Genomic DNA, 15,950 nt, shown 5'->3' with positions numbered 1-15,950 from the left:
GATGCTATTCCTTGCTCGTCTGACGCGTGGCCAGGGACGCGGCGGCGTCCAGACGCTCCGGATGGGTCTTCACGGAGATGCGCTCACGAAGGTCCTTCATGAGCCGCGCTTGCGCCTCGCGACGCGAATCCGATTCCAGCTTGCCGCGCGCTTCCTCGAAGGTCGGCACCACGGTCTTCACGGCCTCCACGGCCTCGAGCAGGTGCAGCCCGTATGGCGTCGCGAACGGACGCGAGCGCTCTCCCTTGGCGAGACGCGCGGCCTCGGTGAAGAACACGTCGTCCACCTGGCCCTCACGCACCGGGCCCACGTCTCCGCCCCTCGCCGCGCTCACCGTCTCCTCGGAGGCCTCGCGCGCGACCTTCTCGAACGGCTCCCCGCCCGCGAGCCTCGCGAACAGCGCATTCATGCGCGACTGCGCACCGGCCCGCGCCGCGTCGTCCGCGCCGGGGGCCACTCGCACCATGAGCTGACGGACATGCACCTCGCGACGTCCGAGCTCTTCCCGCGTCATCGCGTAGCGCTCGCGCAGCTTCGCCTCGGTGGTCAGCTCCGACAGGCGTTTGTCCAAAAGGGCCTGGGCCAGGACTTCGCGCTCGGCGGTCCTCAACCGGGCCTGGACCGCCTCGTCTTCGTGAAGGCCCGCGCGTCGCGCCTCGTCGGCGAGCAGCGAGCGCTCCACCAGCGCATCGAGCGCCTCGGCGGGTTGAGGACGCTCGCGCGAGCTGCGCGCGGCGAGATAGGCGGACACATCCGCCTGGGAGACTTCGCGCTCGCCAATCTCGGCGACGACACGCTCGTCCTGGCACCCGCCGAGGGCGAGCACCAGGAGCGCGAACACCGGAAGCCGCCGCGCGAACCGAGGAGTCCGGAGCGCGGGCAGTGGATGATCTCCACCCTTGGGGCACACGACGCCATCCGCGGCGAAAACGCCGCTCGAGCCAAAGTGATGCACAACCCCTCCCGCCTGCGCCCTCAGGGCGTCTCAGGCACGTCGATGCCCACCGAGCCCGCTGCACGCAGTCGGGCCAGCATTCCTTCGAGAACCTTCCGCTTCCACTGCGGCAGCGCGCGCCCCTCCACCTCCGCCCTCACCTCCTCGAACGCGGGAACCCTCGCGTCCTTGCGCTCCAGCAACCGCACCACCGAGAACCCCTTCGCCTCCGCCACGACACCCGTGGTGTCGCCGACCTTCTTCAAGGCGAACGCCGCCGCTTCCAGTTCGCGCTCCGGCAGGTCGCCGCGCGCCACCCAACCCAGCTCACCACCGCGTCCGCGCTCCGGGCCTTCACCGTCGGCGGCGACCTTCTCCAAGGCCTCGCCCGCCTTGAGGCGTTGCGCCAGCCGCTCCGCCTTCTGCTTCGCCTGGGCGCGCTGAGGGGCCGTCGCGCCCTGCGGCACGAGGACCCGCACCCGCGCCAGGCGCAGTCGCTCCGGCTGGGCCAGGTCGTTCCGGTGTTGCTCGTAGTAGTCACGCAGCGCCTGGTCGCTCGGCGTCCCGGCGGACTTCTCCTCGGCGGCGATCAACTCCTGGATGACCAGCCGCTCCTCCAGGGCCTGGACCTGCTTGTGGATGTCCGGGCGCTGATGGAGTCCACGGACCCGGGCCTCTTGAGCGAGCAGGCGCTTGTCGATCATGGAGCGCACGAACTCGCGCTGACCCGCGGGGCGCTCGAACTGCTCACGCAGTGGAGAGGGCAGCCGGGAAGACTCCTCGGTGAGCTCCGCCTGGGTGATGACGCCGCCGTCGAAGCGGCCGACCACCGGGCTTCCACCAGTGTAAGCCTCCCCGCTAGGAGTCTCCGGCGCGGGCCTCGTGCAGGCGGTGCAGAGCCCCCACACGACCAGCAGGGCGCGACTCATCCGTATCGTTCCTAGAGGAGACTTTCCCTGCTGCCCGTCGAGCCTGGTCCGAGGAACCACGGGATTCGCACCTTGCGCCATGTTGGATATACGATTCAGGCCCACTTTTTGGTTGTCGCTTCACGCGGTGACCGCCGTCCCGGCTCGAAAACGCGGCGCGTTCACACCCCAAGTGAAGCTCCCGAGGTTGATTCCACCCATGCATATGTTCTCCGTCCGAACCCGAGTCCTGTCCGCCGTCGTCGCCGCCCTCGCCCTCTCCGCCTGCAACGGTGGGAGTCCTCGTCCACCGGAGGCTGGGCCCAAGGATTCGAGCCCCGTCGTCGCGGTCATCAATGACCGCAGCGTGACGACCCAGGAGATGAAGGCGAAGTTGGACGAGCAGCCGCTGTTCGTGCGCAGCCGCTACGCCACGTTGGAGAAGAAGAAGGAGTTCCTCGACAACCTCATCCGCTTCGAGCTGCTGGTGCAGGAGGCTCGGAAGCAGGGGCTGGAGAAGGACCCCGAGATTCAGGCGACGCTGGAGAAGGTGATGGTGCAGAAGCTGCTGCGCAAGCAGCAGGAGGCCGCCGCCGGAACCCTCGCCGAGCCGGAGGTGCGCAAGTACTACGACGAGCACCTCTCCGAGTTCTTGAAGCCCGAGCGCGTCCGCGTGAGCCACATCTTCCTGGAGGCGCCAAAGGATGACGCCGCGAAGCGCACGCAGGCCCGGGCGACGGTGGTGAAGCTGCTGGCGGAGCTGAAGGCGAAGGAAGCGGGCCCCACGAAGAGCGCCTTCGAGCTGGCGGCGGCGCAGCAGTCACAGGACGTGGCCACCAAGCCCGCAGGTGGAGACCTGGGCTTCCGCAGCCGGGATGAGCTGACCGTGGCGTGGGGCGCGGCCTTGGCGGAGGCGGCGTTCGGTCTGAAGTCGTCGTCGGAGATTGGCCAGGTCGTGGAGACCGACAAGGGCTTCCACCTGGTGAAGCTGCAGGGCCGGCAGGTCGGGATGGACCAGACCTTCGAGCAGGCGAAGCCGCGCATCGAGGCGCGCCTGCTGGGTGAGCGCCGGTCCAAGGCGATGGAGGGATTCATCGACGGGCTGAAGGCGCAGGCGAAGATTGAAGTGAAGGAAGCGGCGCTGGAGCAGTTGAAGATTGAAGGCGCGGAGAACAAGCCCGCCGCTCCTGCTCCGACGGCGCAGCCTCACCCGTAGGCGACTGGTAGCGAGGCACTGAGCCGGCGTACCATTTCAGCGGTTCACGCCGGCTCGCGAGCCCTACCATGGCCACAATCACAGACATCGCGACACGGGTTCGTCACGCCACGCCGCGCCGCAACGGCATCGTCAGACAGCGCACGCTCCCGTTGCCGCTCTCGAGCGCGTCGATGTCGACGCCCACCACCTCCAGCCCGAGGCCCCGCGCCAGGTTGCGCAGGTGCGGCGCCGCCCCTTCCGAGGCGAGCAACAACCGCGGCTCCAGGCTGATGAAGTTCGACAGGAAGGGATGCGTGCTCCCCGGCTCGAACGCCAGCACGCGCCGGCCCCGCTGAACGAAGTACGCCTCGAACGACTCCCAGCGCGGCGGCTCCCCACGTGGGTACACGTGGAGCGGACAGTGGCGCAGGAACGCTCGCGCCACGACGGCCTCCGTCCCGAGCACGTTGAAGGCCAGGTCCAGGTGGATGATGCCCAGGCTGTCGGGGATGCGGACGACCGCCACCTCCTCGAACCCCGCGCCCCAGGCCAGGTCCACGAAGTCCCTCACGAACCGAGGGTCGCTTCGCAACCCCACGTTGACGAGCAACCGCCCCTGCCCCAGCAGGAAGACGTCCCCGAACTCGACGCGTGCCGCGGCCGCCCACTCCGCGTTCCCGTCGTGCCGCCCCATCAGCCGTGACAGCGCTCCGTGCGCCACGTCGAACTCGGCCACCCTCGGCGGAAACGCCGCCGCACCCCGGACCAGCCGCGCCCCCAGCACCACCGCCGTGTCCCGGACGAACACCCGGTTGACCGTGGTGTTGCTGACCACCCGGTCCGCCGGCGACAGGAACTCCTCCAGGTCGATGGCCTTGCAGCCAAATGACGCGAGCGTCTGGCGCAGCCGGCCAAAGGCATCCTCGGCGGCGGCCCGCGTCACGACGCGGGCAAACCCCACCGCGACCGCCTCCTCCTCTGACGCGACGTCCAGCTCGGCGGGCCGGAACACCACCACGCTGTCCAGCCGGCCATCCTCGGACCAGCACTCGACTTCGCCAAACGCCATCAAATCGCACCCGCCACGCATACGTGGCTAGATCTGAATTTACGGATTGATGTAATAAATCAACAATACGGTTCTTTTCAACTAATTCAGATCTTGACAACTTTCGCTCGCTCACCTTCGCCGCCGTCCTCCCACCCTCCTCGCACGTTCGAGCAGCTCGTCGCGTGGCTCGTCGCCGCCGTGGCCGAGGAGGCGGGTGTACCGCCCTCGGAGGTGAAGCGTGATGAACCCTTCGTCACATACGGCCTCACCTCCAAGGAGGCGGTGTTCCTCACGGGGGAGCTGGCGGACTGGCTCGGGCAGGACGTCTCCCCCACCGCCTTGTGGGAGCACCCGACCATCGATGCCCTGAGCCGGCATCTGGCCGGACTGCTCGCGCCGCCTCCCGTCCCCGAGGCGTCCGAGGCGGAGTCCTCCGTGGACCTGGACGACGCCATCGCCATCACCGCGGTGGCCTGCCGCTTCCCGGGTGCCTCTTCACCCGAGGCGTACTGGGCCCTGCTGCAACGAGGGGGTGACGCGATAACGGAGGTGCCCCCGAGCCGCTGGGACTCGCGGCGCTTCCACGGTGCCGGGCCGGGGGCACCCGGAACGATGAACACGCGCTGGGGCGGCTTCGTCGAGGGGATTGACGCGTTCGATCCGCTGTTCTTCGGCATCTCCCCTCGCGAGGCGCACCGGATGGACCCGCAGCAGCGGCTGCTGCTGGAGGTCGCCTGGGAGGCGCTGGAGCGCGGTGGCCACGCGCCCAAGGCCCTCCAGGGCAGCCGCACCGGCGTGTTCGTGGGCATCAGCACCCAGGACTACTCGCGGCAGCAGTTCAGTGACCCCGCCCTGCTGGATGCGTACGCGGGCACGGGCAACGCCCACAGCATCGCCGCCAACCGCCTCTCGTACCTGCTGGGCCTGCGGGGGCCGAGCATGGCGGTGGACACCGCGTGCTCCTCCTCGCTCGTCGCCGTGCACCTGGCCCGCCAGAGCCTCCGCTCCCAGGAGTGCGACCTGGCCCTGGTCGGCGGTGTGAATGCCATCCTGACTCCGGAGCTCACCATCGCCTTCTCCCAGGCGGGGATGATGGCGGGCGATGGCCGATGCAAGACCTTCGATGCTTCCGCGGATGGCTATGTCCGCTCCGAGGGCTGCGGCGTCGTCGTGCTCAAGCGACTGAAGGACGCGCTCGCCGCGGGCGACCCCATCCTCGCCGTCCTCCACGGCTCGGCGGTCAACCATGACGGCGCCAGCAATGGCCTCACCGCGCCCAGCGGCGCCGCGCAGCAGGACGTCATTCGTCAGGCCCTGCGACAGGCGCGGCTGTCCCCCGCGAGCATCGGCTACGTCGAGGCCCACGGTACGGGGACGCCGCTGGGCGACCCCATGGAGGTCGACGCGCTCCAGGCGGTGCTGGCCCAGGGGCGTGACACGTCGCTCCCCTGCTACATCGGCTCGGCGAAGAGCAGCATCGGCCACCTGGAAGCAGCCGCTGGCATCGCCGGGCTCGTGAAGGCGGTCCTGACGCTGCGGCACGGGGAGATTCCCCCCCAGGCCCACTTCCGTCAGCTCAATCCGCATATCCACCTGCGGCAGCCCGCCTTCCAGATTCCGACGCGGCGCGAGCCCTGGCCCCAAGCATTGGGAGCGCGGTACGCGGGCGTGAGTGCCTTCGGTTTCGGGGGGACCAATGCCCACGTCATCCTCGGCGAATCTCCCGCGCGTGCTCATGCGGCCACGAGCCCTCCGGCGCGCACCCATCATCTGTTGACGCTGTCTGCCCGGACCGCGCCGGCCCTTCGCGTCCTCGTCGAACACTATCGGGAGCTGCTCGCCTCTTCGGACGCGCCCTCGCTGGAGGCGCTGTGCTTCACGGCCGCGACGGGGCGAGACCACTGGCCGCACCGGCTCGCCGTGGTGGCGGGCTCGTCCCAGGAGTTGTCGGAGCGGCTCGGCGCGTTTCTCCAGGGGAAGGACGTCCTTGGCCTGCACCAGGGCGAGGCGCGGCGCGAGGCCCCTCCGCACGTCACCTTCCTCTTCCCTGGCCAGGGCGCGCAGTACCCCGGCATGGCGCGCGCGCTCCATGAAAGCGCCCCCGTCTTCCGCGAGGCCATCGAGCGCTGCGACGCGCTGCTTCGTCCGCACCTCGACGTGTCGCTGAAGTCGCTCCTCTTCCCAGGGCCCGGTGACGACGAAGCTCGGATTCACCAGACGCGCTACACCCAGCCCGCCCTGTTCGCGGTGGCGTACGCCCTGACGGAGCTGTGGGGTTCGTGGGGCGTGAAGCCGAACGCCGTCCTCGGGCACAGCGTGGGTGAGTACGCCGCCGCGCATGCGGCCGGAGTCCTGGGGCTCGAGGACGCGCTGCGCTTGCTCGCGCTTCGTGGCCGCCTCATCCAGGCCCTGCCACCCGAGGGGACCATGGTCGCCCTCATGGCGGACGAGGCAACGGTCCGCGCAGCGCTGGCGTCCGAGCGCGCGGTGGAGGTGGCCGCCATCAACGGGCCCCGCCACGTCGTCATCTCCGGAGAGCGGACCTCGGTGGAGCGCGTGGTCCAGGCGCTGGAGGCACGAGGCGTGGAAGCCCGCCCCCTCCAGGTCTCGCATGCGTTTCACTCGCCACTGATGGAACCCATGCTCGACGCGTTCGAGCAGGCCGCTTCCGGCGTCGCGTTCCAGCCGCCGCGATTGACGCTCATCTCCAACCTCACCGGAGCGCCCCTCACCGCGGCGCCTACCGCGCGGGAGTGGCGCCGCCACGTGCGCGAGCCCGTCCAGTTCTTTCAAAGCATCCAACGCGCGGCCCTGGACGCAAAGGGCCCCTCGCTGTTCGTCGAACTGGGACCGCACGACACGCTGCTGGGCATGGCGAAGCGCTGCCTCCCCGAGGGCGGCGCCGAATGGCTCCCCAGCCTGAGAAAGCAGCGCGATGCATGGGAGACGCTCCTGGGCACCCTGGGCGCCCTCTACGTCCGAGGCGTCCCGGTGGATCTTCGCTCGCTTCACGCGGGCCACGACGCTCCCCGGGTGCTGCTCCCGACCCATCCCTTCGAGCGCCAGCGCTACTGGCTGGACGCCACTCCCTCTCCTCAGTCCTCGCAGGCCACCATGACCGCTCCCTCCACCGTGCACCGCCAGGAGCGCTTCCTGATCGAGCTCCGCGCCCTGCTGGCCCGACTGCTCCAGATGCCTCCCGAGCGCATGGACGCGCACGCCTCCTTCCTGGAGCTTGGCGCGGACTCGGTCATCCTGATGGACGCGGCTCGGGCGGTGGAGAAACGGTTCGGCGTCACGCTGACCATGCGCCAGGTCTTCGAGGAGCTGACGACGCTGGACGCCCTGGCCCGCTACCTGGACCAGACCGTTCCCGCCGACGCCACGCCCGCGCTCGCGACGCTCCCGCCCGCCTCGGAGCCTCTCGCCACGCCCACCGCCGCCACGCTCTCGCCCGGCGACGCGGGCCTGGAGCAGATCGTCAAGCTGCAGCTTCAGCTCATGAGCCAGCAGCTCGCCCTGCTGGGAGGAAAAGCCGGGGCCGTCGCCGCCATGCCCTCCGGCGCCGCGGACGTGGCCCCCACTGCCACGTCCGCGAGTCTCGCGGCGCCCGGTGTCACGCCCACTGCTCGCACGGCACCCGCCCCCTCGCTCCCGTCCGCGCCGCCGACCAAGGGTGCATCGCCCTTCGCCTCGGGCTCCCTGAAGGGCACGGCCGACAGGGTGTTGACGCCCACGCAGCGGAACCACGTGGACACGCTGGTGGAGCGCCACACGCGGCGGACCCGAAGCTCGAAGCAGCACGCCAGCACACACCGCCCCCAGTGGAGCGACGTGCGCTGGCTGATGAACTTCCGCGCGGAGCTCAAGGAGGTCTGCTACCCCATCGTCAGCACCCGCTCGCGCGACGCGCGCTTCTGGGACGTGGACGGCAACGAGTTCATCGACCTCTCCATGGGCTTCGGCGTGCACCTGTTCGGGCACCAGCCGCCCTTCCTGGTGGACGCGCTGCGCGAGCGCCTGGAGCAGGGCATGGAGGTCGGACCGCAGTCGGACCTCGCGGGCCGCGCGGCGGAGCTGCTCTGCGAGCTCACCGGGATGAAGCGCGTCACCTTCTGCAACTCCGGCACGGAGGCGGTGATGACGGCGCTCCGGCTGGCCCGCGCGGCCACGGGGCGCTCGAAGGTCGTGATGTTCACCGGCTCCTACCACGGCCACTCCGACGGGACGCTGGTCGTCGGGCGGATGGTCGACGGGGTGCCTCAGTCGCTCCCCATGGCCGCGGGCGTCACGCAGCAGGTCGCGGACGACGTCATCGTGCTGCCGTATGGCGAGGAGCGCTCGCTCGACATCATCCGCGAGCGCATGGGCGAGCTCGCCGTGGTGGTGGTGGAGCCGCTGCAGAGCCGCCGCCCCAACCTCCAGCCCCGGGCATTCCTCCAGAGCCTGCGCGAGATGACCCGCGCGGCGGGGGTGCCCCTCATGTTCGATGAAATCATCACCGGCTTCCGCCTCCATCCCGGCGGCGCCCAGGCGTGGCTGGGCATCGAGGCCGACCTGGTGACGTACGGAAAAGTCGTGGGCGGAGGAATGCCCATCGGCCTCGTGGCGGACCGAGGCGGCTTCGTGGACCGCATCGACGGCGGGGACTGGAACTACGGCGATGACTCCTATCCGGCCGTCGAGACGACCTTCGCCGCCGGGACGTTCTGCAAGCACCCGCTGACCATGGCGACGATGGTCGCCACCCTCACGCATCTGAAGAACGAAGGCCCCTCCCTCCAAGAGAACCTCAACCAGCGCGCTGCCCGGCTGGCGGAGCGCATCAACGAGGTCTTCCAGCGCGCCCAGGCCCCCGTGGAGATGGTGCACGGAGGCTCGGTCATGCGCTTCAACGTGGCCGGCAACTCCAGCTACCTCTTCCAGCCGCTGGAGATGGACCTCTTCTTCTGCCACCTGCGCGACCGCGGCATCTACATCTGGGAGGGGCGCACCTGCATGCTCTCCACCGCGCATGGCGACGCGGAGCTCGATGCCATCGTCCACGCGGTGGCGGACAGCGTCGCGGAGATGCAAGCGGGTGGCTTCTGGCCCCAGCCCCAGCCGGGCCCCGGCCTCCCCGTCCCCACCGCGTCGGAGCGGACCCTGCCGCTGACGGAGGCGCAGCGACAGCTGTGGATCCTCGCCACGGCGAACGAGGGCGGCTCCATCGCCTACAACCTGTCAATGACCCTCCGCCTGGAGGGGGCGCTGCGCGAAGACTCTCTGCGGCGCGCGTTGCAATACGTCGTGGACCGCCATGAAGCCCTGAGAACCACCATCGACGCGGTCGGCGAACGGCAGCACATCCTGCCCGAGCTCCGCATGGCCCTGCCGGTGCTCGACGTGTCCGCGCTGTCCCCCGCCACCAGGGTCGACTCCCAGGCCGCCTGGTACGCGAAGGAGAGCACCACCGCGTTCAACCTGCGGCAGGGCCCCCTGTTCCGCGCTCATCTGCTCAAGCTGGACGCATCGGAGCACCTGCTGGTGCTGACCACCCACCACGTCGTCGTGGATGGCTGGTCCCTGGGCGTCATCGTCCACGAGCTGGCGGCGGCCTATTCGGCGTTCGTGACGGGAGCCACTCCGGACCTGCCCGCGGTGAAGCAGTCCAGCGACCACGTCCACTGGCTCAAGACGCAGGAGTCCACGGGGGCGCTCGCGGTCCACGAGCGCTACTGGCTGGAGCAGCGCGTGGAGCGGATCCCCGCCATCGAGCTGCCCACTGACTTCCTCCACCCCGCGTCGCGACGCTTCCGAGGCGCGCGGGAGACGGTTCGCCTGGAGCGCCCCGTCAGTCAGGCGCTGCGGGAGCTGGGTCAGCGGCAGCAGGCCACGCCCTTCATGCTGCTGCTCTCCGCATACACCTCCTTCCTCCACCGGCTGACGGGACAGGCCGAGCTCCTCGTGGGCATCCCCACCTCCGGGCGCGGGTTGGAGGGCGCCGAGGGGCTCGTCGGCTATTGCTCACACCTGCTGCCCATCTCCAGCCACGCGCGCGGTGACGAGCCCTTCCCGGAGTACCTCCGGGCCCTCAAGCAGACGCTCCTCTCCGCCTACGAGCACCAGGACTACCCCTTCGCCCAGTTGATCAACCGGCTGGCGCTGCCTCGAACCACCAGCCACACGACGCTCGTCGGCGTGACGTTCAACCTGGAGCGCCCGCTCGCCCTGCGCGACATGGGGGGCCTGAAGGCGAGCTTCCACTCCCAGCCTGTCGCGTTCGCCGCCTTCGACTTGAGCCTGAACGTGCTCGATGTCGAGGACGGGCTGGTGCTGGACTTCGACTACAACACCGACCTGTTCGAGCCCGCGAGCGTCGCCCGCTTCGCGCGCGGCTTCCGAGCACTGCTGCAAGGGCTGGTGGCCGCCCCCCAGCGCCTCCTTCACCAACTGCCGGTGCTCACCGCCGCGGAGCGCTACCAGCTCACCTTCACCTGGAACGAGCGGAACCGCGCCGCGTACCCGCGAGAGCACCTGGTCCACCAGCTCTTCGAGCAGCAGGCAGCGGCGCGGCCCGAGAAGACAGCGGTGGAGTTCGAGGGGCGGCACCTCACCTACGCGGCCCTCAACCAGCAGGCCAACCAGCTCGCGCATCACCTGCGCGCGCTCGGCGTCGGGCCCGGCGTCCTGGTGGGCGCGCTCCTGGACCGCTCGCCGGAGATGCTCGTCACGCTGCTCGGCATCCTCAAGGCGGGTGGCGTGTTCGTGCCGCTGGACCCGGCCTACCCCACGGAGCGCCTGCGCTTCCTCGTCGAGGACTCCCGCGCGGCCGTGGTCGTGACGCAGGGCGCGCTCTCCGAGCGGCTGCCGGCCCTGGACACGAAGCTCGTCCGCCTGGACACCGACGCGGCCTTGCTGGCGACACTGCCCCAGGGGGACCTGGAGAACCTCGCGCAGGCCACCACGCCGGCCTACGTCATCTACACGTCCGGCTCCACGGGTGAGCCCAAGGGCGTCGTCGTCGGGCATGGCGCGTTCGTCACCCACTGCCACGACGTCATCCCGCGCTACCGGCACACGGAGCACGACCGCATCCTCCAGTTCGCGTCGTTCAGCTTCGATGCCTCTCTGGAGCAGATCCTCCCGACGTTCATGGTCGGCGCGACATTGGTGCTGCGCGGCCCCACGGTATGGACGCCCGAGGAGATGGCGCGGCACCTCATCGAGGACCGGCTCACGGTGGTGAACTTCCCGACGGCCTACTGGCGTCAGCTCGCCCAGCGCTGGGACGAGTCTCCGCCCGACTTCGCGGGCCACCACCTGCGCCTGGTCATCGTGGGTGGCGACGCGGTGCTGGCGGCCGTGTTGGAGCAGTGGCAGCGCGGTGCACTGGGCTCGGTGCGGCTCCTCAACGCCTACGGTCCCACGGAGACGCTCATCACCGCGACGACCCACGAGGTGCCTCCTGCTTCCAACGGGCAGAAGCCTTCCGCGCGCGTCCCCATCGGCCGACCGCTCTCCAACCGCGCCTTCCACGTGCTCGACCGGCATGGGGGACCTGTCCCCATCGGCGTGGCGGGCGAACTCCACATTGGCGGCGAGTTGCTCGCGCTCGGCTACCTTCACCGGCCCGAGCTGACCGCGCAGCGCTTCGTCGAGGACCCGTTCTCCAGCTCACCTCACGCGCGCCTCTACAAGACGGGGGACGTGGTGCGCTACCTGCCGGACGGCGCCCTGGAGTTCCTGGGCCGCACGGACCATCAGGTCAAGGTGCGCGGCTTCCGTGTCGAGCTGGGGGAAATCGAGTCCGCTCTCAGCCGACATCCGGCCCTGCGGGCGGTGGCCGTCACTGTCCACCACGAGCCGGTGGAGGGAAGCGGTGGCTCCGACAAGCGACTGGTCGCCTACGTCGTGCCCACCGCATCAGCGAGCGTCACGCCCACGGACCTGCGCAGGTTCCTCCTGGAGACGTTGCCGGACTACATGGTGCCCGCCTTCTTCGTCCTCATGGACGCCCTGCCCATCTCTCCGGGTGGCAAGGTGGACCGCCACGCGCTCCCAGCCCCCGACCCGGCCGCGAACGCGACCCTGCGCCCCTTCGTCGCGCCACGCACGCCCACCGAGTCCACGCTCGCGGAGATGTGGATGAAGGCCCTGCGCATTCCGCGTGTGGGCATCCACGACGACTTCTTCGAATTGGGCGGAGACTCGCTGCTGGCCACCCAGGTGGCCTCGCGACTGCGGGAGACACTTCAGGTGGAGGTGTCCCTGGAGCGACTCCTCAAGGCAGCGACGCTCGCCGACCTGGCGGAGCACCTGGACACGCTCCTCTGGGCCACGGGCCCGCGAACAGGCGACACCGCGCACGAGGAGGGCGAGCTGTGAGCCTCCCCACTCCACGCCCCATCGACGAAGTGATGCGCCACCTGCGCGGCCTGGATATCAAGCTGTGGCTGGAGGGGGAACGCCTGCGCTTCAGCGCTCCACCGGGGGCGCTGACTCCGGAGCTGCAGGCCGAGCTGAAGTCGCGCAAGGAGGAGGTCATCGCGTTCCTCCAGCAAGCCGCGGTGGCCGCGCGCGGCGTCGCGGAGTCCATCGCTCCCCGACCGCATGGCGAGGCGCCACCGCTCTCCTCGAGCCAGCAGCGGCTGTGGTTCCTGGAGCAGCTCGAGGGGCCGTCCGGCGCATACACCATGCCCGCGGCCCTGCGCCTCGCGGGCACGCTGGACGCCGACGCCCTGACGCGCGCGCTGAGCGCCATCGTCCAGCGCCACGACGTGCTGCGGACGCGCTATGCCATGGATGGGGGGCGGCCCGTCCAGCACATCCTGCCCGGCGTCGACGTGACGATGATTCGGGTGGACCTGGCGTCGCTGCCCGCCGAGGCACGGCGCGCGGAGGTCCAGCGCCTCGCGGCCGAGGAGGCGCGCGCGCCGTTCGACCTGACGAAGGACTCGCCGCTGCGCGTGCGACTGCTCCGACTGGAAGCGCATGAGCACGTGCTGCTGCTCACGCTGCACCACATCGCCAGCGACGGCTGGTCCCTGAGCGTGTTGATGCAGGAGCTGGCCGCGCACTACCAGGCCCTCACCTCTGGTGGAGAAGCCACCCTGCCGGCACTGCCCATCCAGTACGCGGACTACGCGCACTGGCAGCGGCGGCGCGCGGAGGATGGGACGTTGAAGCCGCACGTCGAGTGGTGGCGGGCGCACCTGGCCGGAGCTCCGGAGCTGCTCGAGCTGCCCACGGACCGCCCCAGGCCCGCGGCGCAGCGATACCTCGGTGCCACGCGGCGCTTCACCGTGCCCCCTGCCCTCGTCACCCGACTCAAGCAACGCGCCCGCGACACGGAGGCGACGTTGTTCATGACGCTGCTGACCGCGTTCGGCGTGCTGCTCTCCCGCTACAGCGGCCAGCGCGACGTGGTGGTGGGTGCCCCCATCGCCAACCGGCCCCCTCGGACGGAAGCGCTCATCGGCCTCTTCGCCAACACGCTCCCGCTGCGCGTGTCCCTGGAGGGAGACCCGACCTTCTCGGCGCTGCTCCGTGACGTGCGCCGTGACACGCTCGCCGCCTACTCCCACCAGGAGGTGCCCCTCGAACAGCTCGTCGAGGCGCTCCAGCCCGCGCGAGACCTGAGCCACCCGCCCCTGTTCCAGGTCCTTCTCACCCTCCAGAACACGCCTCCGGCCCCGCTGGCCCTGCCCGGGCTGACGCTGGAGTTGATGGAGGTGGAGAGCGGCACTTCGCAGTTCGACCTCGCGCTGTCGTTGGCGGAGACCGAACGGGGCCTCGTCAGCGAGCTGACCTACAACAGCGACCTGTTCGACGAGGCGACCTCGGCGCGGATGACCGCCCACTTCCTGGGCCTGCTGGAGCAGGTGGCAAACACTCCGGAGCGCGCTGTCTCACGGCTGGCCCTGCTGTCCGAGACGGAGCAGTCCTCGCTGCTGCGCGAGTGGAACGCCACGGACTCCGAGCTCCCGGGCCCACGCACCGTGCATGCGCTCTTCGAAGCGCAGGCCACGCGTCGCCCGGATGCCACCGCCGCCCGCTTCGGCGCCTCCGCTCTCACCTACGCCCAACTGGATGCGCGGGCCAATCAACTGGCGAACCACCTGCGGCACCTGGGCGTGAGTCCAGGGCAGCGGGTGGGACTCTTCCTGGAGCGAGGGCTGGAGCTGCTCGTCGGACTGCTCGGCATCCTCAAGTCGGGAGCGGCCTACGTCCCGCTCGACCCGATGTACCCCGCGCCCCGGCTGATGCACATCCTCGAGGACAGCGGCGTCGCGGCGCTGGTGACGGAGCCGGAGCTCGCGGCCCTCATCCCCGACTGGCGCGGGCGCACGCTCCGGTCCTCCGACGCCGCCCAGGCCCCGTCCGCCGCGGCGCTCACTTCCACCGGGGGCTCCGACCTCGCGTACGTGCTCTACACCTCCGGCTCCACGGGCCTCCCCAAAGGCGTGGCCGTCCCGCATGAGGCCGTGGCCAACTTCCTGACGTCGATGGGGCACAAGCCCGGGATGACCGAGCGGGACACGCTGCTCGCGGTGACGACGGTCGCCTTCGACATCTCCGTGCTGGAGCTGTTCCTTCCCCTGAGCGTGGGCGGGTGCGTGGTCATCGCCAGCCAGGAGGAGGCGGTGGATGGCACGCGGTTGATGCCGCTGCTGACGGCGAGCGGCGCCACGATGATGCAGGCCACGCCCTCCACCTGGCGGATGCTGTTGTCGCTGGGCTGGTCCGGCCTCCCCACCCTGAAGCTCTTGTGCGGCGGCGAGGCCCTGCCCTCCGAGCTGCTCGCCCCCCTGCGCGCGCGCTGCGCGGAGCTGTGGAACATGTACGGCCCCACGGAGACCACCGTGTGGTCCACCGTGTCGCGGCTGGAGACCGGCGGCCCGATTACACTCGGCCGCCCCATCGCCAACACCCAGGCGCACGTGCTGGATGCGTGGCTGCACCCCGTGCCTCCCGGCGTGGTGGGTTCGCTGTACCTGGGTGGACTGGGCGTGGCCCGTGGCTATCTGAATCGCCCGGACCTCACCGCCGCGAGCTTCGTGCCGGACCCGCACTCGGGGCATCCAGGCGCACGCCTCTACCGCACTGGAGACCTGGCGCGGCGGCGGGCCGACGGCTCGCTGGAGTTCCTGGGGCGCGGCGACGGACAGGTGAAGCTGCGCGGCCATCGCGTCGAGCTGGGTGACATCGAGGCGCAGTTGGCCCGCTACCCCGGTGTGGCGGAGTCTGCCGTGCGCCCGTGGGGACCGGCCGGCGACCCGGCGCTGGTCGCCTACGTCCAGCCCGTCCCCGGCACCGCACTCGACGAAGCGGCGCTGCGCGAGCACCTGCGCGCCCATCTCCCCGCCTACATGCTGCCCGCGCACTTCGTGGTGCTGGCGTCGTTCCCTCGCACGGCGAACAACAAGCTGGACCGCAAGGCGCTGCCTGCGCCCGCGATGGACTCGCGCGCCTCGGCCACGTACGTGGCGCCGCGCACCCCCGACGAAGAACGCCTCGCGACCATCTGGCGCGAGGTGCTGGGGGTGGAGCGCGTCGGCGTGGATGACCACTTCTTCGCCCTGGGCGGCCACTCGATGAAGGCCGTGCAGGCGCTCGCGCGCATCCAGGAGGCCTGGCGCGTGAACGTGGCCCTGCGCGTCCTCTTCGAGCACCCCACCCTGGGCGCCATGGCGAAGCACCTGGAGACGCTTCGCCCCAGCGAGTCGCGTCCCGCGCCGCCACCGCTGGTCGCCCGTCCCCGACAGGCGCGTCGAGTCCAGGCGGACTCGCGCGCCGAGCTCAACCTGCCGGACCCCTCCCAACACGATTAGCGCCGCCCCTCCCGGGGCCGCCTCCACCTCTTCGCACCCAGTGGCC

General features: G+C 70.4%; 6 protein-coding genes. 3 read left to right on the top strand and 3 right to left on the bottom strand.

Features of this window, described 5'->3' with window-relative positions:
- Positions 1-4: 4 nt before the first annotated feature.
- On the bottom strand, positions 5-955 hold the full coding sequence (locus tag G4D83_RS22940; protein WP_163866946.1) for a peptidylprolyl isomerase: 951 nt from the start codon (positions 953-955) through the stop codon (positions 5-7).
- Positions 956-975: 20 nt separating this feature from the next.
- Entirely contained in the window at positions 976-1,764 is a 789-nt protein-coding gene (locus tag G4D83_RS22935; RefSeq protein WP_163866945.1) for a peptidylprolyl isomerase, read from the bottom strand.
- Positions 1,765-2,062: 298 nt separating this feature from the next.
- On the opposite strand from G4D83_RS22935, the gene G4D83_RS22930 reads away from it, so the two are divergent.
- Complete coding sequence (locus tag G4D83_RS22930) at positions 2,063-3,058, top strand: peptidylprolyl isomerase (protein WP_163866944.1); 996 nt, start codon at positions 2,063-2,065, stop codon at positions 3,056-3,058.
- 103 nt (positions 3,059-3,161) lie between these two features.
- On the opposite strand, the gene G4D83_RS22925 is transcribed toward G4D83_RS22930, so the two are convergent.
- Positions 3,162-4,109 carry an arginine deiminase family protein gene (locus G4D83_RS22925; RefSeq protein WP_163866943.1) on the bottom strand — a complete coding sequence of 316 codons (948 nt, stop codon included), beginning with the start codon at positions 4,107-4,109 and terminating at the stop codon, positions 3,162-3,164.
- Between the two features lie 93 nt (positions 4,110-4,202).
- Between G4D83_RS22925 and G4D83_RS22920 the strand changes: the two genes are divergently transcribed.
- Both G4D83_RS22920 and G4D83_RS22915 read left to right on the top strand, forming a co-directional pair.
- Entirely contained in the window at positions 4,203-12,458 is an 8,256-nt protein-coding gene (locus G4D83_RS22920; protein WP_205522695.1) for a non-ribosomal peptide synthetase/type I polyketide synthase, read from the top strand.
- A complete protein-coding gene (locus G4D83_RS22915; RefSeq protein WP_240356510.1) occupies positions 12,455-15,904 on the top strand; it encodes an amino acid adenylation domain-containing protein in 3,450 nt (1,149 codons plus the stop codon). Before G4D83_RS22920 ends, G4D83_RS22915 begins: the two co-directional genes overlap by 4 nt.
- Positions 15,905-15,950 lie beyond the last annotated feature (46 nt).

Source organism: Myxococcus eversor, assembly GCF_010894455.1.
Taxonomy (GTDB): Bacteria; Myxococcota; Myxococcia; order Myxococcales; family Myxococcaceae; genus Myxococcus; species Myxococcus eversor.
The sequence above is the reverse complement of the archived record's forward strand: the minus strand, read 5'-3'. Positions and strand labels throughout refer to the sequence as shown.